This window comes from Vibrio sp. Vb1980 (genome assembly GCF_033338615.1).
Taxonomy (GTDB): Bacteria; Pseudomonadota; Gammaproteobacteria; order Enterobacterales; family Vibrionaceae; genus Vibrio; species Vibrio alginolyticus.
Genome location: NZ_JAWOSZ010000006.1, coordinates 98,016 through 119,826 on the forward strand (window position 1 = coordinate 98,016; position 21,811 = coordinate 119,826).

Below are 21,811 nucleotides of genomic sequence, written 5' to 3' on the forward strand. Positions count from 1 at the left end.
ACTTATTGACGAGCTAGCCACTCGTTTAGAGCGTCCCGAATATCACGCGACACGCCTTCAATCGTCTGTTCTGCGTTAATGATAACGATGGAAGGATCGGCATGAGCAATCTCCAAATAACGCTCACGTGTACGCTCGAAGAAACTAATATCCATCTTCTCTATACGATCTAACTCACCACGCCCACGCGCACGCTCAAGCCCAACACGAGGGTCAATGTCCATATAGAGAGTAAGAGCAGGTTTAAAATCACCAAGCGTTGTATCCCGGAGATTTTTCATTAACGATGCGTCAATCTGACGGCCACCACCTTGATAAGCTTGCGACGACATATCGTGTCGGTCACCAACCACCCACTGACCGTTTTCCAAAGCTGGTTTGATCACGTTCTCAACCAACTGAACACGTGCAGCGTACAGAAGAAGCAACTCCGTCATGTCCTTAAGTTCTTCACCTTCGTGCTCTTCTTTCACCAGAGCGCGCATTTTTTCTGCTAGCGGTGTGCCTCCTGGCTCACGGGTATTTACGATATCCTCAATACCGGCCGCTTTTAGCGTATCTAAAACGGTTTTAATCGCAGTGCTTTTACCCGCGCCTTCTAGGCCTTCAACGACAATAAAGTTTGCTTTCATCATTTGTTCTTTCTTAGTTCTCTTAAATAGGCACGAACAGCACGGTTGTGCTCAGCAAGGGATTTCGAGAATACATGTCCGCCCTTTCCACTTGCTACAAAATATAAATAGTTGCTGCTTTCTGGATTCAAAGCCGCTTCAATGGAAGCTTCACCAGCCATCGCAATCGGTGTTGGTGGCAATCCATTGATGGTATAGGTGTTATATGGTGTCGGCGTACGCAAATCTTTCTTACGAATGTTGCCATCGTAGGCGTCACCCATACCATAAATAACTGTCGGATCAGTTTGTAACCGCATGCGTTTGTTCAATCGGTTGATAAACACAGAAGCGACGCGCTCACGCTCAGAATCAATAGCCGTCTCTTTCTCGATGATAGACGCGAGAATCAAGGCTTCATATTTGTCCTGTAATGGCAGCTTTTCTTGACGCGCTTCCCAGTTAGCATCCAGTATTTTATTGAGTTTTCGATGCGCTCGTTTTAATAACTGGCTTTCACTCGCACCCGCTGTGTAATGGTAGGTTTCTGCTAAAAACAACCCTTCTAGCTTTTCTCTCTCAATTCCGAGCTTCGCAGCCATTTCTTTTTCTGAAAGATCGGTTAAATCATGCTTTAAATAAGGAGCACTTTTTAGTTGATCTACCCATTCAGAAAAGCGGCTGCCTTCAACAAAAGTGATCGCAAACTGGTATTCTTTTCCAGTATTCAGATGCTCCAATGTTTGCGAAAGTGACATACCAGGCTCAAGTTGGTAAGTACCCGCTCGCACTTGCAACAATTCTGGATATAAGTGAGGAATTAAACGGATGTACTCCGATGTTTCAATCACCTCATCTTCAACTAAGGCGCGCATGACATGATGAAAGCTTGTACCACTTTCTACAGTAAACAGCTGAGGTTGTTCCAATAGAATAGGCTTTTCAACGTATTGTTTAGCCTGTGAAATTATATAAAAAACAGCTGCTGCGCCTATCACTGCGATCAGCACAACAAAAGCCAACAGTTTTTTAATCACGTAGTTAAATTCCCTTGCAGTCGTTGAGTCAATTTTCCTATCGGAAATATAGTCTTAGAGTTCGATGTCACTATGCTGCGAATAGGTGCGACACCTAATATTGAGTTACACATGAAAGCCTCGTCAGCACTCAGCAAATCTGGAAGTATAAAACGCCCCTCGATGACTTCAATATGACTTACTTTAAGTAACTCAAGCACCTTACGACGCATTACGCCCGTAACGCCTGATAAGGTCAGCTCCGGCGTAAATACTTTATTACCTTTAACCCAAAAAAGGTTGGCCATTGTAGTTTCAATGACATGGTTTTGCACATTTAACGTTATTGCATCTGCAAACTCTGTATTGTCGATTTCAGCCTTGGCGAGAATCTGCTCTAAACGGTTGTTGTGCTTATGTCCCGCAAGTAAAGGTTGAATCCCTAGACGAGTATTACAAACGCCCAAGTCCACACCTTGTTCTTGCCAAGATGAATAATGAGAAGGAAATGCAAAATTGGAAATCGTCACGATAGGGCCTTTAATCCCATTAGGGCTATACCCTCGCCCGCCAATACCGCGGCTAACGTGAATCTTCACCCCCGCTCGTGCGTCAGATAAAACCGCTTTGCTTGCCCAACCATGCACAACTTTCCAGTCAGGTGAAGAGATCTTCAAAGCGTCAAGGCAAGCACTCATGCGCTCAGTATGCTCCTGCCAGTAAACCAACTCTCCATTTTGGGTCAGGATGGTGGTAAAGCCTCCATCACCGTATTGGAATGAGCGATCACCTAGCTCTACATGCGTTTGCGGAACTCCATTTACCCAAAACATTCACGTACCTTCAAATTAGCAGACAACAAATAAAACAAAACGGCTCAATGCTAAGCATCGAGCCGTTAGAATACAAGTTTCGCTTATCTAAATAAGGTTAGATAGTGTTACTCAGCGAACTTTTTGAAGATCAAAGAACCGTTTGTACCACCAAAGCCAAACGAGTTACAGATAGCGTATTCCATACCTTCAACTTTGCGCGCAGTGTGCGGCACAAGGTCGATGTCTAGACCTTCTTCTGGATCATCAAGGTTAATCGTTGGTGGAACGATTTGGTCAACCAAAGACATAACCGTGATAATTGCTTCAACAGAGCCTGCTGCACCTAATAGGTGACCAGTCATAGACTTAGTTGATGATACAAGTACTTGCTTCGCACCTTCTTCACCAAGAGCACGTTTCACGCCCTTGATTTCTGCAACGTCGCCAGCAGGAGTAGATGTACCGTGAGCATTCACATAACCTACTTGGGTACCTGTGATGTTCGCGTCACGCATTGCCGCTTCCATCGCAAGTGCACCACCAGAGCCATCTTCGCTTGGAGAAGTCATGTGGTAAGCATCACCAGACATACCAAAACCAACCAGTTCTGCGTAAATCTTCGCGCCACGTGCTTTTGCGTGTTCGTACTCTTCAAGCACCATCATGCCAGCACCATCACCTAGAACAAAACCATCACGGCCTTTATCCCATGGGCGAGACGCTTTTTGAGGCTCTTCATTACGAGTAGATAGTGCTTTAGCTGCACCGAAGCCAGCCATGCCAAGAGGCGTAGAAGCTTTTTCTGCACCACCAGCAACCATCGCATCTGCATCGCCGTAGGCAATCATACGTGCTGCATGGCCGATATTATGCAGGCCAGTAGTACATGCGGTAGAAATCGCGATATTTGGACCACGGAGACCACGCATGATAGATAGGTTACCTGCAACCATGTTTACAATGGTCGAAGGAACAAAAAATGGGCTAACTTTGCGAGGGCCTTTGTCTACTAATGCAGTATGGCCAGTTTCGATAAGGTCAAGACCGCCAATGCCTGAGCCGATAGCAACACCAACTCGAGCCGCATTTTCTTCGGTAATTTGTAAGCCAGAGTTATCAAGAGCTTGAATACCCGCTGCAATGCCGTACTGGATGAAAAGGTCCATCTTACGAGCATCTTTTTTAGACATGTACTCTGTGCAATCGAAATCTTTAACAAGACCTGCAAAACGAGTTGAGAAGTTCGTAGTATCAAAGTGCTCGATATTTACGATACCACTTTGACCTTCTAGCAGGGCTTTCCAAGATGATTCTACTGTGTTGCCTACCGGTGACAACATACCCATGCCAGTGACAACTACACGACGCTTGGACACGATATAATTCTCCGGGAATTGAATATTTCTATGAGAGGATAGAAGAAGTTAGAAAGAACACAGGCGGTCTAGGAGACCGCCTGGGAGAGCTAATTACTGAGCGCTGTTTACGTAGTCGATTGCAGCTTGAACAGTAGTGATCTTCTCAGCTTCTTCGTCAGGAATCTCAGTGTCGAATTCCTCTTCTAGAGCCATAACTAGTTCTACAGTGTCTAGAGAATCAGCACCTAGATCATCAACGAAAGAAGCTTCGTTTTTAACTTCTGCTTCGTCTACACCTAGCTGTTCAACAATGATTTTCTTTACGCGTTCTTCGATGTTGCTCATTTTTCTTTTCCTTTACAGATTTCGCCTAATGCGATGATTCCGTAGTTTATTCGAACTATTGAAAGTTGCAAGGGGGTCCTTGCTGGTCAAACCACAAAATTAGCGAATTTAACCGAATTTCAATACATTTTTGACTTAAATCATGCACAAATCTTGCGCATAAGCATGACAAGTTCATGACAGTTAACTGCAACTATAGGCTATTTTTCACAATGTAAAATAGCTTATTTTGCATAAACTGTCGCATTAAACCATGTACATGCCACCATTTACATGCAAAGTTTCACCAGTAATGTACGCTGCTTCAGGAGAAGCAAGGAAAACTACTGCTGATGCAATTTCACGTGGGTCACCTAAACGACCTGCTGGCACGTTCGACAAAGTTGCCGCACGTTGGTCATCACTTAGCGCCTTAGTCATGTCAGTTTCGATGAAACCAGGAGCAACAGTGTTCACTGTTACACCACGAGACGCAACTTCACGAGCCATTGATTTAGTAAAACCAATCACGCCCGCTTTCGCTGCTGCGTAGTTAGTTTGACCAGCATTACCCATGGTACCAACAACAGAGCCTACGTTGATGATACGACCCGCACGTTTTTTCATCATACCGCGTAAAACCGCTTTAGACATGCGGTAGATAGGCGTTAGGTTGGTATCGATGATGTCGTTCCACTCATCATCTTTCATGCGCATCAATAGGTTGTCACGAGTAATACCAGCGTTATTCACCAGAATATCGATCACACCAAATTCTTCGTTGATCGTTTTTAATGTCGCTTCGATAGACTCGACATCAGTCACGTTAAGCGCTAAGCCTTTACCGTTATCACCAAGATACTCGCTGATAGCAGCCGCACCACTTTCAGAAGTAGCAGTACCGATAACCGTAGCACCTCGCTCGACAAGAAGTTCCGCGATCGCGCGGCCAATACCACGGCTTGCGCCGGTAACTAGCGCGATCTTACCTTCTAGATTCATCATGTTGTGTTTCCTTTTCTTATCGCAAATTTATCGCTTGATGGATTACTTCGCAGCGTCTAGCGATGCGATATCATTCACTGCTGCTGCAGTTAGCGTTTTCACGATACGTTTTGTTAGACCTGTTAAAACTTTACCAGGACCAAGCTCAAGAAGATTTTCTACGCCTTGTTCGTGCATCAGTTCAACTGTTTCAGTCCAACGAACTGGGCTATGTAGCTGACGAACAAGCGCATCTTTGATTTTTGCAGGATCTGTCTCAGCAACCACATCAACGTTGTTGATAACTGGCAGCTGTGGTGAGTTAAATTCGATAGACTCAAGAGCTACAGCAAGTTTTTCCGCTGCTGGCTTCATAAGTGCACAGTGTGAAGGTACTGAAACAGGAAGAGGAAGCGCACGCTTCGCACCAGCTTCTTTACATAGCGCACCAGCTCGCTCTACTGCGTCTTTGCTACCAGCGATAACGACTTGACCAGGCGAGTTAAAGTTTACTGGAGAGACCACTTCGCCTTGCGCTGCGTCTTCACACGCTTTTGCAATCGCATCATCAGCCAAACCGATAATCGCGTACATTGCGCCAGTACCAGCTGGTACTGCTTCTTGCATAAGTTGACCACGTAATTCAACCAGCTTGATGGCTTCTTTAAAGTCAATAACACCCGCGCATACAAGTGCTGAGTACTCACCTAGGCTGTGACCGGCTAGGTTTGCTGGTTGCTCTAAGCCAAGTTCCTGCCATACACGCCAGATTGCAACAGATGAAGCTAGCAAAGCTGGTTGAGTACGGAAAGTCTCGTTTAAATCTTCTGCAGGTCCATTTTGAACAAGCGCCCATAGATCGTAACCTAGTGCGTCAGATGCTTCTGCAAATGTTTGTTTTACTACGTCATATTGTTCGCCTAGTTCTGCAAGCATACCTACAGCTTGAGAACCTTGACCTGGAAATACGATAGCAAACTTGCTCATGTTGTTTTCCTTTAAGCAAAGTAAAAAGAAATAAGATGCACCAAGTGCACCTTAAATTTTGAATTCTTGTGAAACTTAGAACTTCACAAGGGCCGAGCCCCAAGTGAATCCGCCGCCAAACGCTTCAAGAAGCAGAGTTTGACCGCGTTTAATACGACCATCACGTACCGCTTCATCTAGTGCTGTTGGCACCGTCGCAGCTGATGTGTTGCCGTGTTTATCAAGTGTAATCACGACTTGGTCTAGTGACATCGAAAGTTTCTTCGCTGTCGCTGAAATAATGCGATAGTTCGCTTGGTGCGGCACTAGCCAGTCTAGTTCAGACTTATGCATGTTGTTGGCTTCAAGCGTAACTTTTACTAGTTTCGATAGCTGAGTGACAGCGACTTTGAATACTTCGTTCCCAGCCATATGAAGCCATTTATCCGCATCTTGCCCCCGCACAGGTACAGGTAGGCTTAGAAGCTCTCCGAATTGACCATCCGAGTATATGTGGGTAGAGATAATGCCAGGCTCTTGGCTAGCGCCTACGACAACGGCTCCGGCACCATCACCAAATAGGATAATGGTTGAACGGTCTGTCGGATCACACGTTTTAGACAAAGCATCTGAACCAATCACAAGTACGTTTTTGCACATACCAGATTTGATATGTTGGTCTGCAACAGATAATGCGTACACAAAACCAGAACAAGCAGCGGCTAAGTCAAAAGCTGGACAACCTTTAATGCCAAGCTTTGCCTGCACCTGACACGCAGATGAAGGGAAAGTATGGCTACTGCTCGTTGTGGCTACGATAATCAGGTCGATATCGTTTTTATCAATACCCGCCATATCGATAGCGTTTTCAGCTGCGTAGAATGCCATGTCTGCTACAGTTTCGTTTTCTGCAGCAATTCGACGCTCTTTAATACCCGTGCGAGCAACGATCCACTCATCACTTGTATCTACCATTTTCTCTAGATCTGCGTTTGTACGCACCTGAGATGGCAGGTAGCTGCCAGTACCTAAAATTTTGCTATACATGAAGACTAATAATGCCTCTCGAGTAAAACCGCTTCCAAACGATCGCTAATACGGCTTGGTACTTGTCGTTTGACCTCGTGTACTGCCTCGCCAAGTGCATTGACAATCGCAGATACATCCGCACTTCCATGGCTTTTTATGACAATGCCGCGCAATCCTAGCAAACTTGCGCCGTTATACTGGTCGGGGTTCAGTGTTTTTAGTTCATTAAACAGCCTAGAAAACAACTTTCTAGCTATCCAACCCCTTATCGTTGATGCCATTATGCTGGTTTTAATTTTTTCGATAAAAAGTTGAGCTGTTCCCTCACTGGCTTTTAAGCATACGTTGCCGACAAATCCATCACAAACAATGACGTCCGCAACATCATGCAAAATTTGATTACCTTCAATATAACCGACAAAGTTAATCGCATCGGTCTGAGAAAGCATTTCTGCGCAACGTTTGACTAAATCGTTACCTTTAATCTCTTCTGCGCCAATATTGAGTACAGCAACGCGAGGAGGACGACCCAAGTGTTCTTCAGCTAATGCACTGCCCATTACAGCAAATTGGAACAAGCTATCAGCATCGCACGATACATTCGCCCCCAGATCTAGCATCCAAGTGCGCTTTCCGGTAATCGTCGGTAAAGCGGAAACTAAAGCAGGACGTTCAATGCCAGGAAGTAACTTAAGAATGAAACGCGATAGTGCCATTAATGCACCGGTGTTGCCACCACTAACACAAGCATCCGCTTTCTGCTCAGAAACCAAATCGATAGCCATACGCATAGAACTATTTTGGCTATTACGCAACGCCAATGAAGGTTTTTCTGAGTTCGAGATAACTTTCTCGCTGTGAAGAATAGTCAAGCGGGAACTGGTCGAGGTACCGAGTTGAGATAATTGAGACGTGATCAGAGATTGATCACCAATAAGAATCACTTTTAGCTCTGGGAAATGAGACAGTGCCTGCACGGCGGCAGGCACTGTTACGCGTGGACCGAAATCCCCGCCCATTGCATCAAGTGCAACGGTAATACTTTGCAAAGGTTCAACCTTACTTGTTGATAACCTTTTGACCACGGTAGTAACCTTCAGCAGTTACGTTGTGGCGTAGGTGAGTTTCACCAGAAGTCGCGTCTACAGATAGAGCAGCTGTAGTTAGCGCATCGTGTGAACGACGCATACCGCGCTTAGAACGAGTTTTACGGTTTTTCTGTACGGCCATTGACCCTACTCCTATACTATTGGGTTAAAAACCTGAAGAAGAATCGGCTACCACACCTATTACTTTTTCAGACTTTTCAAAACGTCGAATGGATTCGGTTTTTCTTCCTCAATTTCTTCAGGAATCTCACCAAAAACCATGTTATTTGAATCAACGCTACAATCCGCTTCATCGTGCATCGCAATTTGAGGTAATGCTAAGATGAACTCGTCTTCAACAAGTTGTATGAGGTCTAATTCACCATATTCATTTAGATCTACCAAATCATAAATTTCTGGTGCTTCCTGTTCTGTTTTCTCACCGTAGTAAGGAGTAGAAAGGAATTCAACTTCGCACTCATGTGCGAATACCTCATTACAACGCTGACACTCTAAATCGACTTCGATGTTAGCTTTACCAGAGATAACAACGAGTCGCTGTTCATCCATCCCAAATGACAATGAGACTTCTGCGTCGCGTTTTACGCCTTCAGTTGTTTCCACTAAGCGCTTGAAAAGACTAGCTTGGATGATGCCATCGTAATCCAATCGTTTCTGTGCAGCTTTAGCTGGGTCAACCGTTCGCGGTATTTTTACCTTTTGCATAGGGCGCGAATATTATCTTCCAAATCAAAATTAGTCAAAGAAAAAGGCAAAAAAGTTGTACTTTTTTACGCTTAACATACAGAGCATTAGCCAGAATCATTTTTGATCGATTATCCTATTGGAAATGCTCCCACGAATTGTAATTCAAAATGAAAAATTACCAACTGGTTTTAGCCTCAACCTCCCCTTTTCGTAAACAACTGCTTGAAAAGCTCTCACTACCATTCGTTTGTTTATCACCTGATTGCGATGAAACACCTTTTGACCAGGAAACGCCAACTGAACTTGTGCAGAGACTGGCCCAAGAGAAAGCAATATCTTGCCAGACGGATAAAGCAAGTTTAGTTATCGGCAGTGACCAAGTTTGTGTCATTAATGGTGAAATCGTTGGCAAGCCTTTAAATAGAGATAACGCGATAAATCAACTTTTGGCTCAAAGTGGAAAAGTCATCACTTTCTATACTGGTCTTGCGGTACATAACACCTTCACAAGCCATACAGAAGTCGGCTTTGATTCTTTCGAGGTGCACTTTAGAGATTTAACGCTTGAACAAATCGAACGCTACGTCGACAGGGAAGAACCTTTTTACTGCGCAGGCAGCTTTAAAAGCGAAGGCATGGGAATTTGTTTGTTTACGAAATTAGTTGGTAAAGACCCGAACACACTTGTCGGACTACCATTGATTGATTTGATTGATATGTTGCATGCTCAAGGACTCGATGTCCTTTAACCCAAATACGATAAAAGGGAGCCTGTGGCTCCCTTTTGCATCCGCGAGGAAAACATGGTTACGCGTTTCTTAAACCCGCCAACACTTTTTCTAGTTTCGGTTCCATCGGTGCGTTGATTTCCATCCACTCATCATTTGATGGGTGTTGGAACTTGATGTTTGCCGCGTGTAGGAACAAACGATCTAAACCAACTTGACCTGTATAAGCATCAAAGCGACGATCACCGTAGCGATCATCCCAAGCGATTGGGTGACCAGTGTATTGCGTATGAACTCGGATTTGGTGAGTTCGACCAGTAATCGGACTCGCCTGAATCAATGTAGCTTGTTCGAACTTTTCCAAAATCTTAAAACGCGTTTCTGACGGCTTACCATTAGGGTTAACACGAACAATACTGTTCACTTCGTTTTTGAGCAGTGGCGCGTTCACAACCTTACAACTGCTTTTCCATTGCCCCATGACAAGAGCTAAGTAAAACTTCTTTACTGTCTTTTCACGAAACTGGGCTTGCAAGTGACGAAGTGCAGAACGCTTCTTCGCAACCAGCAAAATCCCTGAAGTATCACGGTCAATACGATGCACAAGTTCAAGAAAGCGAGCTTGAGGTCGCAGAGCCCTAAGCGCTTCAATCGCACCAAACTTTAAACCACTGCCACCATGCACAGCGGTGCCAGATGGTTTGTTTAGAATCAACATATGATCATCTTCGAAGATAATCATATTTTCCAACTCAGCGACTTTGTTAAGTTTCGTACTTGGTGCGACATCGTCATCTTTTTTCTCGACGGTAACCGGTGGAATACGAACGAGATCGCCTGCTTTTAACTTGTACTCTGCTTTTATACGCTTTTTATTTACGCGCACTTCGCCCTTACGCACAATTCTGTAAATCATGCTTTTAGGAATGTCTTTTAATTGGTTGCGCAAAAAATTATCAATGCGCTGACCCGCCATATCTTCGTCAATGTCGACGAACTGGACTTTTGTTCTTATTTCGTTCATGAGCCGTATTGTAAACTCAATTTCGTGCGACTTCACATTATTCTTGTCGTAAAAGAAACACTCGGTGGCACATACTGGTCTAAATTTCGCCAAGCTTTTGTTTAAATTATTAAAACTCTCAATCAAGTTCTCAATTTGTTTTCTGTCTTGAACAGTTTGCACATCTCAATTGCTTATGAAACAGCCAGTTATAAAATAGAAATTTTGAGTTTGGCGGCAAATTTTCTATCGTTTGCGTGAAAGCAGATTGCTGATAGCCACGCGCACTGCTATAGTTCACAGCTGCTAAGGAAGGTTTGGTTACATTTTATTCATTACCAATCATTTATCCTCAAGCAATGTGAGTAGATCGTTGAAGGTCGAGTGCAGCATTGGCGTGAGACACATCGAATTCAACACTCTTGCCACCCTACTCCTCGCATATTCACGTTGAGTACCTACCGCCCAAATAGCGGGTCACAAGTCTACGTTTCCAACAGAAACCACAAGAGGCTTGTGATGACTGAAGTGCCCGAGAGCATCCCCTTCCAGCCGGGAGGCTGCAAAATACAAGCCATGGGATCAGGCACCGTGAAAGAGCGAAAAAACAGTGGCAAGTCGACAAGAAAGATATAAAAGAAAAGACAACGAGAATTTTCAATGAAAAGAATGTTAATTAACGCAACTCAAAAAGAAGAGTTGCGTGTCGCTCTGGTTGATGGCCAGCGACTTTTCGATCTTGATATCGAGAGTCCAGGGCATGAATCTAAAAAAGCGAATATCTACAAAGGACGTATCACACGTATCGAACCAAGCTTAGAAGCCGCATTTGTTGATTACGGCGCCGAGCGTCACGGTTTCCTCCCTCTCAAAGAAATTGCCCGCGAATATTTCCCTGAAGGTTACACCTACCAAGGTCGTCCAAGCATCAAAGAAGTGCTAACGGAAGGCCAAGAAGTAATTGTTCAAGTGGAAAAAGAAGAACGTGGAAGCAAGGGCGCTGCTCTTACTACTTTCATTTCTCTTGCTGGTAGTTACCTTGTTCTGATGCCTAACAACCCTCGTGCTGGCGGTATTTCTCGTCGAATCGAAGGTGACGAGCGAACTCAACTAAAAGCCGCATTAAGTACTTTGGAACTGCCTCAGGGCATGGGCCTAATCGTACGTACTGCTGGCGTTGGCAAGAGTGCTGAAGAGCTTGAGTGGGATTTGAATGTACTACTTAACCACTGGGGTGCAATCAAAGGTGCAGCGGACTCTAACCCTGCTCCATTCTTAATCCACCAAGAAAGTAACGTTATCGTTCGTGCAATCCGTGACTATTTGCGTCGTGATATTGGCGAAATTTTAATTGATAGCAACACCATCTACGAACGTGCAAAAGAGCACATTCAATTGGTCCGCCCTGATTTCCTTAACCGCGTTAAGAAATATGAAGGCGAAGTTCCACTATTCAGCCACTACCAAATCGAAAGCCAAATTGAATCGGCTTTCCAACGTGAAGTGCGTCTGCCATCTGGTGGTTCTATTGTTATTGACCCAACTGAAGCACTAACCTCTATCGATATCAACTCTGCTCGTGCAACCAAGGGCGGCGATATTGAAGAAACAGCTCTAAACACGAACCTAGAAGCAGCCGACGAAATTGCTCGCCAATTACGTCTACGTGACTTGGGTGGCTTAGTGGTTATCGACTTTATCGATATGACCCCGGTTCGTCACCAGCGAGAAGTAGAAAACCGTCTACGTGAAGCCGTTCGCCTTGACCGCGCTCGTGTACAAATCGGTCGTATTTCTCGCTTTGGTTTGTTGGAGATGTCACGCCAGCGCTTGAGCCCTTCTCTAGCAGAAGCAAGCCACCACATCTGTCCTCGCTGTAGCGGAACTGGTGTCGTTCGCGACAACGAATCTCTAGCACTTTCTGTACTTCGTTTAATTGAAGAGGAAGCGCTAAAAGACAACACAGCACAAGTACTTGCAGTCGTACCTGTGCCAATCGCCTCTTACTTATTGAACGAAAAACGTCGTTCAGTAAACCATATCGAACGCATTCAAGAAGTGAAAATTACGGTAGTTCCAAACTCTGATATGGAAACACCGCACTTTGAAGTTATCCGTGTTCGTGAAGGCGAAGAGTTCGATCTGATTTCTTACTTACTTCCTAAGAAACTGGAAGCGATGAAAGAAGCAGAAGGTAAAGAGCCAGCGGAAGTTGACGTAAAACCAAAACGAATTGAAGAGCCAGTTCTTAAAGGCTTTGCTGCTCCGTCTCAAACCGCACCTGCACCAGCAGCTAAACCAGCTCCTGAGGCGAAGAAGAAAGAACAAAAAGTTGAACAAGAAGAGAAACCTGGATTGTTCAGCCGTCTGTTTAAAGCTCTTGGTAGCTTCCTATTAGGTGGTTCTGAAGAAACAAAAGAAGAACAGAAACCTCAGGAAGAGAAAAAACCAAATCGCGATAATCGACGTAACAAGCGTGATCGCAACGATCGTCGTCGCAATAACAACCAGCGCGATAATCGTGATAACCGCGACAATCGCGATAACCGACGTCGTCGTAAGCCTCGTGATGAACAGGCTAATGAGCAAAACGAAGCTCAACAACAAACAAATAAACCGCAAAACCGTAACCAAAAGCGTAAACCTAAAGCTCAACAGGCAGATAAAGCCCAAGAGCAAAAAGCAAACGCAAAAGTAGCGGAAAAAGGTCTGCAGCTAGCAGCGGAAGCTCGTACTGAAACAAAACCAGAAGAGAGCAAACCAAAGCAACAAAACGCGAAAGCAGAAAAAGTGAAGGAGCGTCGCCAACGTCGCAAACTGAACAAGTCTGTACGCGTTAAAGACCAAGAAGCGGTTGAGAAGAAAGCAGAAGAAACGGCGGTTAAGACTCAAGAAACGGTTGAAACCAAAGTTGAGAAGCCAACAGAAGCAGCGGTAGAAGCACAACAAGACAACAAGCAAGCAGAGTCTAAGCAACGTCGTAACCGTCGTTCGCCACGTCACCTGCGTGCAAGCGGCCAACGCCGTCGCCGTGGCCGCGATCGCCGTCCTAACCCGTTCCGCCTGCGTAAAGGTGGTGTAGCTTCTCCTGAGATGGCTATGGGTAAAGTAATGCCACGCTACATTCCGAAACCAGCACCTAAGAAAGAAGAGCAAGTTAAGGAAGAAACAGTAGCAGCAGTACCTACAATGCAAGGTGGTTTTGCTTGTCCAGAGATGGCTATGGGTAAAGTGATTATTCGCCGCGAGCAACCTGTTGTAACGGAAGCGCCAGTTGTTGAATCAAAGATTCAAGAAACAGTTGAAGCGAAAGTGGAAGCTCCAGTAGTAGAAGCACCTGTTGTGGAAGCAGTAATCGCAGAAAAAACTGAATCGGCAGTAGTAGAAACAGCTTCGGTAGAGCCTATCGTTGAAACTCCTGCGACTGAACCGGTTGATGCCATTGTAGAAACGGCACCTGCTGAAGAGCCTGTGGTTGAAGCAGCAAAAGAGATTGCAGCCGAAGCGCCAGTAGCTAAATCAGAGCCTAAAGTCGAAGCCATTAAAGTTGCGGCTAAGCTAAACGCTAGCGCACCGATGACGAAAGCACCTGGCCCTCAAGAGCTACGCGAAATCACGGTTGCAGCAGCACCGTTCAAAACCGAACGTTACCAAGCTAAAGGTGCGGGTAGCCAAGTGGCTAAAAACCGCGCATCAGCAGAGATGACAAAGCCTAACTTTAACTAGGCTAAATCATTACGTTCAACGGCTTAACGGCATAAATAAATTAAAGGCTACCATCTGGTAGCCTTTTTTATCTTCATATTTGCCCAATAAATTGTTCATATAAATACCAATTCGTGATCACATTTGTACGCCATTATTCGTATCATTCTTGAACTTAATCACACTTTTCGGTAGCATGCGCCGACTCAAGTTTTCGACACCATTCTGATGCTGCTCTTTTAATACTACGGTTTACACTGCAATGTTTGATTAGAAATCAACCACTCAGTGGCTTGTGCAAATACGAATATGTGTCGGGTTTAACTCATTGCAAAGAGAACTTAAAAACAAACATGTTCGAATTTCCCCAATTTTCTAAGCACTCCGTAAAAAATGATGTGCTATCAGGCTTAACCGTTGCGCTAGCATTGGTTCCTGAAGCTGTCGCATTTGCGTTCGTCGCAGGCGTAGATCCGATGGTCGGTCTTTACGCTGCATTCATCGTTGGTCTTATTACTTCCATTTTCGGTGGTCGTCCTGGCATGATTTCTGGTGCAACAGGTGCCATGGCAGTCGTAATGGTTTCGCTTGTCGCGACTCACGGTGTCCAGTACCTATTCGCAGCCATCATGCTCGCTGGTATTCTTCAAATTGCCGCTGGTATGTTTAAATTGGGTAAGTTCATCCGTATCGTACCTCACCCTGTGATGATCGGTTTTGTGAACGGTCTGGCTATTGTTATCTTCCTAGCTCAGTTGGGTCAGTTTAAAGCGCCAGATATCAACGGCATGCTTACTTGGCTACCACAAGACCAGATGCTGCTAATGCTTGGTTTGGTTGCGCTGACTATGGCAATCATTCACTTTCTACCAAAAATCACAACAGCTGTACCCTCTTCACTTGTTGCGATCGTAACGGTGACGGCTTTAGTGGTTGGCTTGGATCTGGAAACTCGCACTGTTGTTGACTTCCTGCGTACAATGTCTGGTGATGAAGCTGCAACACTCGCAGGTTCACTACCAACCTTCTCTATTCCTGCGGTACCATTTACACTAGAGACACTACAAATCATTCTTCCATACGCGATCATTCTCGCGGCCATTGGTCTAATTGAATCTCTACTAACACTGACAGTTTTAGATGAGATGACGAATACTCGTGGTCAATCTAACCGCGAATGTATCGGTCAAGGTATGGCAAACATGACGTGTTCTGTGTTTGGCGCGATGGGTGGTTGTGCGATGATTGGTCAGTCGATGATCAACGTAAACTCAGGTGGTCGTGGTCGTCTATCTGGTATCGTTGCGGCTATCGCTCTATTGATGTTTATCTTATTCGCTTCTTCGCTAATTGAAATGATCCCACTCGCTGCTCTGGTTGGTGTGATGTTCATGGTTGTCATTGGTACATTCGAATGGGCAACATTTAAGCTAGCACGCCGCGTACCGAAGCAAGACTTCTTCGTTATTGTTCTTGTGACCGTTGTTACTGTTCTTACTGACCTTGCTGTTGCCGTAGCGGTTGGTGTTATCGTTTCTGCATTAATGTTTGCATGGCAACACGCTAAGCACATCTATGCCGACACGTGCTTAAACGAGGAAGGTTCAAAAGAGTACAAGATTCACGGCCCTATTTTCTTTGGCTCTGCGGCTAACTTCCTGGAGTTGTTTAACGCGCCTGAAGATCCAAAAGATGTGATTGTCGATTTTGCAGACTCTCGCGTGACTGATCACTCTGCAATTGAAGCCATTGAAACACTGGCTGAGCGTTACAATGCTCAAGGTAAAACGCTACACCTTCGTCACCTAAGCCCAGATTGTCGTAAACTTTTGGACAAAGCTGGCAGCTTGGTTGAAATTAACGTGAAGGAAGACCCAAGCTACAAAGTAGCAACCGACATACTAGCGGGTTAACACGAATAAAAAGGGATGAGCTGAGCTCATCCCTTTTTCTATTGTCTTCAAGCACGGCGATTATAGCTTCTTCAAAATTGCGTCTGATGCCTCTTCGATTAAATCAAGCACCAGTTCAAAGCCATCTTCCCCACCATAATATGGGTCAGGGACTTCGTCGTAACCTGACCCAGAATGACTTAAAAATAACGATACTTTGTGTCGATACTTCAACGGACAGATATCCAATAAATCGGCCAAATTTGCTTTATCTGCGGCTAATATAAGGTCAAACTTTTCAAAGTCATCAATGGTGACTTGGCGCGCTTGCATTCCTTTAAAAGAATAACCTCGCTGCTTTCCTGCTGCCATCGCTCTTGAATCCGGTCGGTTTCCTGCGTGGTAGCCAATTGTACCTGCCGAATCAACCTCTACTTCAACGCCTAGCTTTTGAGCTTTCGCTCTTAACACTGCCTCTCCAGTTGGTGACCGACAAATGTTTCCCATACAAACAACAAGTATTTTCTTCATTTTATTCCCTGAATTATCGGTGGTTTTTCTTCACGATATGTTGGTCTATCATAGCGAGATAAATCAATGAACCCAAATTAGCTTGGACACAGCACGAAAAGGAATTGAGGAAGTATTATGTCTATCGAAGAAAATAAAGAAGCACGCCATAAAGCTCGCCAACAAAAAGTCAAAGAACAGGTAGACGCAAAAATCGCTGCTGCTCAAGAGGAAAAAGGTCTGCTACTGATCATTACCGGAAATGGTAAAGGTAAATCGACATCAGGATTCGGTACGATCGCACGCGCAGTGGGTCATGGTTTGAATTGTGCTGTCGCGCAGTTTATTAAAGGTACTTGGGACAACGGTGAGCGCAACCTACTTGAGAAACTCGGCGTTGAATTCCAAGTAATGGCAACCGGCTTTACGTGGGAAACTCAAAACAAAGCCGCTGATACCGAAGCTGCGCAAGGCGTATGGCAAGAATGTAAGCGCATGCTGCAAGACGACTCTATCGATGTCATCTTGTTTGACGAGCTAACTTATATGGTGAGCTACGGCTACATCGACTTAGACGAAGTGGTCGAAGCACTGAGCAACAGACCTAAAATGCAGTCGGTTATTATTACTGGGCGTGGCGCACATCGAACCCTGATTGAAATGGCCGATACCGTTTCTGAAGTGAAAAATGTAAAGCACGCATTTGAATCTGGCGTAAAAGCCCTCAAAGGCGTCGATTGGTAACACTCGCAGAGTAATTTAAAAAGGGTTGGCAAAATGCCAACCCTTTTGATTTTCACGCACGGTTAGTTGAAAAGATTCTTCAATAAACCATCGACCGCATCTTTGGTTTTCTCGTCTTTGATTTTGTCCGTTAGCTTCTCTACGCCACGATCGATTTCTTTCTGAGCTTTCTGCTTCAGAACATCATCGAATACGAGCTTGAATTTAGGTTCTGCCCACTTACCAGACACATTGATTGGAATCGTGATGTCTTTCAGCTCATCTATATCTTTACCGCCCTGGCCTTCTAGGCTACCTACAACTGACGTGCTGATAGTAAAGTCGACTGTTTCATTGATGTAGTTTGCGGTACCTTTACCACGAACACGTAACAATGGAGACTGAGCTTGCATATTATCCGTTGATACAACACCTTTGTTGAGTTTCAATGTCGCCGTCATCGCACTGAAGTCTGTTTTCTTAGCTTCATTGATGCCTTCAACTTTTTGCCCTTTAAATTTCGCATAGTTTTCACGAATCAACTGAGCAACGTTGATGCCATTCACCGCACCGTCAGCAAAATTGATAACAACCGTACCAGATAGATTCTTCTTGATACCGGTAGGCGTGAGACTCTTACCTGTAACATTCACATCAATGTTACCTGTCCCTTCAAGTTTGTCGTTTTCAGCAACGTCTATAAGTAGCGGTTGAACTTTCACGCCTTTGATTGACTTTTTAACACTGTAAGTCGCTGGTGATTGGCGTGCATCTAACTTCGCTGTCGCTGAGATTGAGCCTTGGTACAACTTCGAACTAAAAGATGTAAGCTCAAACACGCCACGATTTACAGTGAAGCTCGTTTTTACCGCTTCCATCTTCGCATTTGCCGCTTTGAATTTGTCGATGGTAATGTCACCCTTTACATCTAACGTTTTCAACGCAGACAAATCAGGCTCAACCTCAGGTCCGGCAGGAGCACTCTCGCCACCAGAAGCAGGCTTATTACCTTCGGCAGCTTGCTTATCTAACCCTAAAAACTCATCAAGATCGATATTGGGGCTATGGAGAGCAAAGCGTACTTTAGGAATATCACCGAGTGTCACATCTGCCTTACCATCTAGGGCGATAGCATTCGCTGTTAACTTCTCTAGAACAAAACTCAGATGGTTTTTCGTTAGGTCGAAAGACAGATCAGACACCATGTCGACTTTCATCGGGGACTGAGGTAAAGCATCACCCTCAAAAGTCGATTTAAGAGTTAACTTATCCAACTGTACTTTGCTGATAGCCTTGTCCACGCTAAGTTGACCAGCACCCTGCATATCTAACTTCATACCACCAGCGACACCCTTAATGGCATAAGTCAGGTTATTTACTTTATCGAATTCAAACGTGTCTAAACCGATCGTTGCCGATTCAATTTTATTGGCAGGGTCAGAGTATGTCGCATCAAAGTTGATGTTCTTTAGCGCGTAGTTTGCCAAACCTTTTTCTAGCTTAAAGTCTGCCTGACCTTTCGCGGTGAACTTTTGGTCGTTCATTTCGCCCTTCACGCCAAAATCAGCCGTTGTCCAGTTGTCAAAAGCGAATTCGGAAAGGTTTAATGAAATATCATAAAGTTTGGTGTAACTACCGGCTTGCTTATCCTGCATTTCTAATGAACCGTTAGAAACCGTAACGCCAGCAAGATTAATACTCCAATCAGAACCAGAAGTTTGCGTTTCACCATTTTGCGTAGGCGCAGCATTGCTCTCTTGTTCTGCTTGTTGTGTTTGGGCTTTCGTCAATGCATCAATATTCTTGCTGCCATCTTTCTTGGTTTCAATGTAGAACTCAGCACCATCAAGCGTGACGTTTCCAATTTCAAGCTGTTGACTAAAAAGTGGCATAACAGAGATGTCTACACCAACGGTATCAACTTTGAATAAATTGGGTTTACTAAAGCCTTGTGGGTTTCGCAATTCTGTATGTCCCAACTCAAAGCCAATTGATGGGAAAAATTGCCAACTGATATCCCCTTCAATCACCAACTCTAATCCCGTTTGCTTTTGCGCTTGCTCAACAATAAGGGGTTTAAACTGATTCGGATTGACGAAGATGGTTAACGCTAAAATTGCGACCAAAATGACCACAATCGGTATTGCTAGAATTAAGAGCAGTTTCTTCATTTGTTTTTCCTTGCTCGAGTGTTTTTACAATTATAAGCGCAGACTCCATTTGCCGCTGACAGTTCCACAAAAGCGTGAAAAGTGTCTGGTTTTAACCTGCAACTGACTAATTTAAAAACAAAAAAAAGAAGTGGCACTTAAGGTGCCACTTCTTCTCCTAAAAATAAAGCGATATAGCCGTCTATAGGCTTAAGCTTTCAAAAGTCTTGCAATGTGAGCTTTTAATACATCAATTGCGATACGGTTTTTACCACCGCGAGGAACAATAATGTCCGCATATTGCTTAGAAGGTTCGATAAACTGCATGAACATCGGACGTACTGTTTGTTGGTATTGCTTAAGAACAGACTCCATAGTTCGGCCTCGTTCTTCCACATCACGCTTAACACGGCGAAGCAAGCAAATATCTAACGGTGTGTCCATAAATACTGTCGCATGCATCAAATCACGAAGACGAGGGTCTGTAAGAAGAAGGATACCTTCTAGAATGATCACCTTTTTAGGTGTCATTGTGGTGGTGTTAATTGTTCTTGTGTGCTCAGTGTAGCTGTACTCAGGCACTTCTACTGCTTCACCACGTACCAATTTTTCTAGGTGCTCACACAGTAGGTCGTGGTCCAACGCACTCGGGTGATCGTAGTTCGTCTTTACTCGCTCTTCCATGCTTAGGTGGCTTTGGTCGTTGTAGTAGCAATCTTCCGTGATGACACCGATTTGATGATCGCCTACTTTCGCGCGAAGCTCATTATAAATAGTGCTCGCGATCAGACTTTTTCCAGAAGCAGAAGCGCCAGCAATACCTACGATGACGCATTGATTATTATCAGACATTAGTTTGCACCCGATGATGATTTCTAGTCACATAAAAAGATAAACTGCCTGATTATAGGGAGTTCACCCCATAGTTACTAGTTGGAATTAGGGTTTAGTCATAAGTTTCTGCCTGCTCAGAGGATTAACCTCCGAGCAAACGTTAAAATGTGCAATTATCAACCAACAGGCATAGTAAACTTAGTTCACCATTGTAAAGCTAATCGCATCTGGTTTTGCTTTGCCTTGCCAAAACATCGTGCTACATACGCGATCGGCAAGTTGCTTATAATACCCTGCATGCTCACTTTCTGGGCGTCTTGCTACCGTTGGCACGCCAGCGTCAATATCTTCTCTCATAGAGATATGAAGCGGAATTTGTCCTAACAATGCTAAGCCAAATTCTTGCGACATTTTTTCAGCTCCGCCCATACCAAAAATATGCTCTTTCGCGCCACATTGACTACAAATGTGATAACTCATGTTTTCCACAACACCAATAACCGGGACATGGACTTTGTTAAACATTGCCGCTCCCTTCCTTGCATCGGCAAGGGCTAAATCTTGCGGCGTTGTGACTAGCACGCTACCTGTTACCGGAATTTGTTGTGACAGAGTCAATTGAATATCCCCCGTACCTGGCGGCATATCAATCACCAAATAATCCAAATCTGGCCAATCTGTTTCAGTTAATAACTGCGACAATGCTTTTGAAGCCATTGGACCGCGCCATATCGCCGCTTCTGATTTATCCACCAAATAACCGATAGAATGAGTATAGATGCCGTGAGCAAAAATGGGTTCCATCCACTTGCCATCACGAACTTCTGGTTTAGCATCTTCTTGCCCCAACATCATAGGTACAGACGGACCATAGATATCTGCATCCAACAATCCCACTTTCGCCCCAGATTGAGCAATCGCCAACGCTAAGTTAACTGCGGTAGTAGATTTACCAACGCCACCTTTCGCAGAACTGACGGCAATGATGTTCTTAACACCCTTAACCGAGTTAGCCACTTGAGTTTCTAAAGCTTTAACTCCAAGGCGAATATTAAATGGGAATTCAGCCACTTTACCCGAGGCTTGCTGCTGTTTGATCCAGTCATGCAGTACGGTTTGAAGCTCATTACTTGCGAATGGCAACGTTATATCAATAGAACCCTGTGTCGTAATCGAAATTGCGCCATGAATATCTGCCCAGTTTTCCACCAACTGTGGATGTTGGAATTGGTTAAACCAGTGACAAAAATCTTGTTTTGAAGTGAACTGATGCATAAGCCCTCCTTTTAGATGTCATGCTACCACCGTCCAGGCTCAACCAGAACCCCAAAAAAACTAAGGCATTCCGCAGTTTGACACCTTGGAGT

Annotated in this window: 20 protein-coding genes; 4 read left to right on the plus strand and 16 right to left on the minus strand. The window is 44.5% G+C overall.

The window, feature by feature from the left end:
* Window positions 1-2: 2 nt before the first annotated feature.
* The 11 genes from tmk to yceD all read right to left on the minus strand — a co-directional run bounded on the left by tmk (window position 3) and on the right by yceD (window position 8,917).
* Window positions 3-635, minus strand: coding sequence for a dTMP kinase (gene tmk, locus R7F64_RS11830; protein WP_005387350.1), 633 nt, complete (start codon window positions 633-635; stop codon window positions 3-5).
* The gene (mltG, locus tag R7F64_RS11835; protein ID WP_025767224.1) at window positions 632-1,648 is read right to left on the minus strand and encodes an endolytic transglycosylase MltG; all 1,017 of its coding nucleotides are present in this window, start codon (window positions 1,646-1,648) and stop codon (window positions 632-634) included. Before mltG ends, tmk begins: the two co-directional genes overlap by 4 nt.
* Window positions 1,645-2,460 (minus strand): aminodeoxychorismate lyase, encoded by an 816-nt coding sequence (gene pabC / locus R7F64_RS11840; RefSeq protein WP_042523095.1) that lies wholly within the window; start codon window positions 2,458-2,460, stop codon window positions 1,645-1,647. The genes mltG and pabC overlap by 4 nt, the downstream gene beginning before the upstream one ends.
* Before the next feature lie 107 nt (window positions 2,461-2,567).
* The gene (gene fabF / locus R7F64_RS11845; protein WP_005372948.1) at window positions 2,568-3,818 is read right to left on the minus strand and encodes a beta-ketoacyl-ACP synthase II; all 1,251 of its coding nucleotides are present in this window, start codon (window positions 3,816-3,818) and stop codon (window positions 2,568-2,570) included.
* Window positions 3,819-3,911: 93 nt separating this feature from the next.
* Window positions 3,912-4,145 (minus strand): acyl carrier protein, encoded by a 234-nt coding sequence (gene acpP, locus R7F64_RS11850; protein ID WP_004406112.1) that lies wholly within the window; start codon window positions 4,143-4,145, stop codon window positions 3,912-3,914.
* A 246-nt stretch (window positions 4,146-4,391) separates the two neighbouring features.
* Window positions 4,392-5,126 carry a 3-oxoacyl-ACP reductase FabG gene (gene fabG / locus R7F64_RS11855; RefSeq protein ID WP_025767222.1) on the minus strand — a complete coding sequence of 245 codons (735 nt, stop codon included), beginning with the start codon at window positions 5,124-5,126 and terminating at the stop codon, window positions 4,392-4,394.
* A 45-nt stretch (window positions 5,127-5,171) separates the two neighbouring features.
* Window positions 5,172-6,095, minus strand: a complete 924-nt coding sequence (gene fabD, locus R7F64_RS11860) for an ACP S-malonyltransferase (protein ID WP_005387313.1) — start codon at window positions 6,093-6,095, stop codon at window positions 5,172-5,174.
* Window positions 6,096-6,170: 75 nt separating this feature from the next.
* Entirely contained in the window at window positions 6,171-7,121 is a 951-nt protein-coding gene (locus R7F64_RS11865; RefSeq protein WP_318071716.1) for a beta-ketoacyl-ACP synthase III, read from the minus strand.
* A 5-nt stretch (window positions 7,122-7,126) separates the two neighbouring features.
* Window positions 7,127-8,152, minus strand: a complete 1,026-nt coding sequence (gene plsX / locus R7F64_RS11870; protein WP_047103428.1) for a phosphate acyltransferase PlsX — start codon at window positions 8,150-8,152, stop codon at window positions 7,127-7,129.
* 10 nt (window positions 8,153-8,162) lie between these two features.
* The gene (gene rpmF / locus R7F64_RS11875) at window positions 8,163-8,333 is read right to left on the minus strand and encodes a 50S ribosomal protein L32 (RefSeq protein WP_005396978.1); all 171 of its coding nucleotides are present in this window, start codon (window positions 8,331-8,333) and stop codon (window positions 8,163-8,165) included.
* 59 nt (window positions 8,334-8,392) lie between these two features.
* Complete coding sequence (gene yceD, locus R7F64_RS11880; protein WP_005387307.1) at window positions 8,393-8,917, minus strand: 23S rRNA accumulation protein YceD; 525 nt, start codon at window positions 8,915-8,917, stop codon at window positions 8,393-8,395.
* 149 nt (window positions 8,918-9,066) lie between these two features.
* Between yceD and R7F64_RS11885 the strand changes: the two genes are divergently transcribed.
* Window positions 9,067-9,648, plus strand: coding sequence for a Maf family protein (locus R7F64_RS11885; RefSeq protein ID WP_025767221.1), 582 nt, complete (start codon window positions 9,067-9,069; stop codon window positions 9,646-9,648).
* 58 nt (window positions 9,649-9,706) lie between these two features.
* On the opposite strand, the gene rluC is transcribed toward R7F64_RS11885, so the two are convergent.
* Entirely contained in the window at window positions 9,707-10,651 is a 945-nt protein-coding gene (gene rluC, locus R7F64_RS11890; protein WP_021033985.1) for a 23S rRNA pseudouridine(955/2504/2580) synthase RluC, read from the minus strand.
* Between the two features lie 639 nt (window positions 10,652-11,290).
* Here rluC and rne point away from each other — a divergent pair.
* A complete protein-coding gene (gene rne / locus R7F64_RS11895; RefSeq protein ID WP_262628791.1) occupies window positions 11,291-14,356 on the plus strand; it encodes a ribonuclease E in 3,066 nt (1,021 codons plus the stop codon).
* A 332-nt stretch (window positions 14,357-14,688) separates the two neighbouring features.
* Complete coding sequence (locus R7F64_RS11900; RefSeq protein WP_005380840.1) at window positions 14,689-16,248, plus strand: SulP family inorganic anion transporter; 1,560 nt, start codon at window positions 14,689-14,691, stop codon at window positions 16,246-16,248.
* Between the two features lie 60 nt (window positions 16,249-16,308).
* Here the strand turns inward: R7F64_RS11900 and R7F64_RS11905 are convergent, their stop codons facing one another.
* Window positions 16,309-16,758 (minus strand): low molecular weight protein-tyrosine-phosphatase, encoded by a 450-nt coding sequence (locus tag R7F64_RS11905; RefSeq protein ID WP_064368645.1) that lies wholly within the window; start codon window positions 16,756-16,758, stop codon window positions 16,309-16,311.
* A 117-nt stretch (window positions 16,759-16,875) separates the two neighbouring features.
* On the opposite strand from R7F64_RS11905, the gene cobO reads away from it, so the two are divergent.
* Window positions 16,876-17,481 carry a cob(I)yrinic acid a,c-diamide adenosyltransferase gene (gene cobO / locus R7F64_RS11910; RefSeq protein WP_005380837.1) on the plus strand — a complete coding sequence of 202 codons (606 nt, stop codon included), beginning with the start codon at window positions 16,876-16,878 and terminating at the stop codon, window positions 17,479-17,481.
* 62 nt (window positions 17,482-17,543) lie between these two features.
* On the opposite strand, the gene R7F64_RS11915 is transcribed toward cobO, so the two are convergent.
* From R7F64_RS11915 to apbC, 3 genes are all read right to left on the minus strand, one after another.
* Complete coding sequence (locus R7F64_RS11915; RefSeq protein WP_318071717.1) at window positions 17,544-19,631, minus strand: AsmA family protein; 2,088 nt, start codon at window positions 19,629-19,631, stop codon at window positions 17,544-17,546.
* Between the two features lie 189 nt (window positions 19,632-19,820).
* Window positions 19,821-20,462 carry a uridine kinase gene (gene udk, locus R7F64_RS11920; protein WP_005380833.1) on the minus strand — a complete coding sequence of 214 codons (642 nt, stop codon included), beginning with the start codon at window positions 20,460-20,462 and terminating at the stop codon, window positions 19,821-19,823.
* 180 nt (window positions 20,463-20,642) lie between these two features.
* Window positions 20,643-21,719, minus strand: coding sequence for an iron-sulfur cluster carrier protein ApbC (gene apbC, locus R7F64_RS11925; RefSeq protein ID WP_005380830.1), 1,077 nt, complete (start codon window positions 21,717-21,719; stop codon window positions 20,643-20,645).
* Window positions 21,720-21,811: the final 92 nt, after the last annotated feature.